Source organism: Photobacterium alginatilyticum (assembly GCF_009910675.1).
GTDB lineage: Bacteria > Pseudomonadota > Gammaproteobacteria > Enterobacterales > Vibrionaceae > Photobacterium > Photobacterium alginatilyticum.
This window is the reverse complement of the sequence record NZ_RSEJ01000113.1, coordinates 1-1,285: the sequence shown is the minus strand read 5'-3', so window position 1 is coordinate 1,285 and position 1,285 is coordinate 1. Positions and strand designations below refer to the sequence as shown.

Annotated in this window: 1 protein-coding gene; it reads right to left on the bottom strand. The window is 52.7% G+C overall.

Annotation, left to right across the window (positions count from 1 at the left end):
* A partial coding sequence (gene malQ, locus EIZ48_RS28230; RefSeq protein ID WP_160658711.1) for a 4-alpha-glucanotransferase occupies positions 1 to 1,285 on the bottom strand: 1,285 nt, incomplete at both ends.

Genomic DNA, 1,285 nt, shown 5'->3' with positions numbered 1-1,285 from the left:
TTAAGTCAATAATATTCTGGCGAGTAAAGATATCATCCAACGTTGTTGAAAGCTTACGGCGCCAGTTTGGATACTCATCGACGGTTCCCGGAATATTGACTGGCWGGTCCATTTCTAACCAGTCTTCCAGCTGAAGGCTCAACAGTGCACTCGAGCTTGCTGCCAGGTGCAATTGCATGCCTTCGCTTAGGTATCGGTCCATTGGGACATATGCAGCATCTTGCCCAACRCCTTCWGGAAGATAACCATGCCAGGCTAAACTATCAAGAATTTTTTGCTTGCTCTCCGCACGGCTGTCAAACAGGCCGGCCAGYTGTTCCTTGTCAGGATACAAACCCAGCTCTTCACCCATCTTAAGGTCATCACAATGCCAGAAGCCACGTAAGGTCGGCATATCATGGGTACACAGCGCCGCCATGGATTGCTGCGGATAATGCGATGGCGAGTAGAAACCACCATCTTCTGCTGTTTCGAAGAAGAACACCTTGTAGGAGTGAATACCCGCCGTCGATAGCTTCTCGACAATCTCGTCAGGCACGGTACCCAAATCTTCACCGATCACCGTACACTGGTGACGGTGACTTTCCAGCGCAAGGATCGCCATCATGTCTTCTACCGGGTAGTACATGTAAGCACCGTCTTTGGCACCCTCACCTTTCGGGATCCACCACAGGCGCAACAAGCCCAGAACATGGTCAATGCGAAGTGCACCACAGCTGCGCATATTGGCGCGGATCAGCTGAACATACGGATCATAGGCTCTTTCTTTCAGCACTTCCGGGTTAAGCGGCGGCAGTCCCCAGTTCTGACCCAGAGGGCCAAGAATATCGGGTGGCGCGCCCACGCTGACGTCCGGACACAGCGCACCGTGATCGGCCCAGGTTTCAGAGCCTGAATCACAGACACCCACAGCCAGATCGCGGTAAAGCCCCATGGCCATGCCCTTTTCTTCGGCCAGCACGTTGACTTCGGCCAGCTGGGTATCAGCAATCCACTGCAAGTACATGAACAGTTGTACTTTGGCATAGTTCTTCTTGATAAATATCTGCACGGCAGGGTTATCAAAGTGGCGGTACTCTTCAGGGAAGACCGGCCAACCCCACACGGAATCATCTTCTTTCTTCAGCTCAGCATGAAGCGCATCGAAGGCCGCCTGGTGAAGCAGGCTTTCACCACCCTGCTCAACAAACGCCTGGAATTTCTCTGCACGTGCCGTCTTTTTATCCAGGTGACGCTCACGGAACGTATCAAACAGCAAAGGAAGCACGGCCATTTTCAGGCAGGA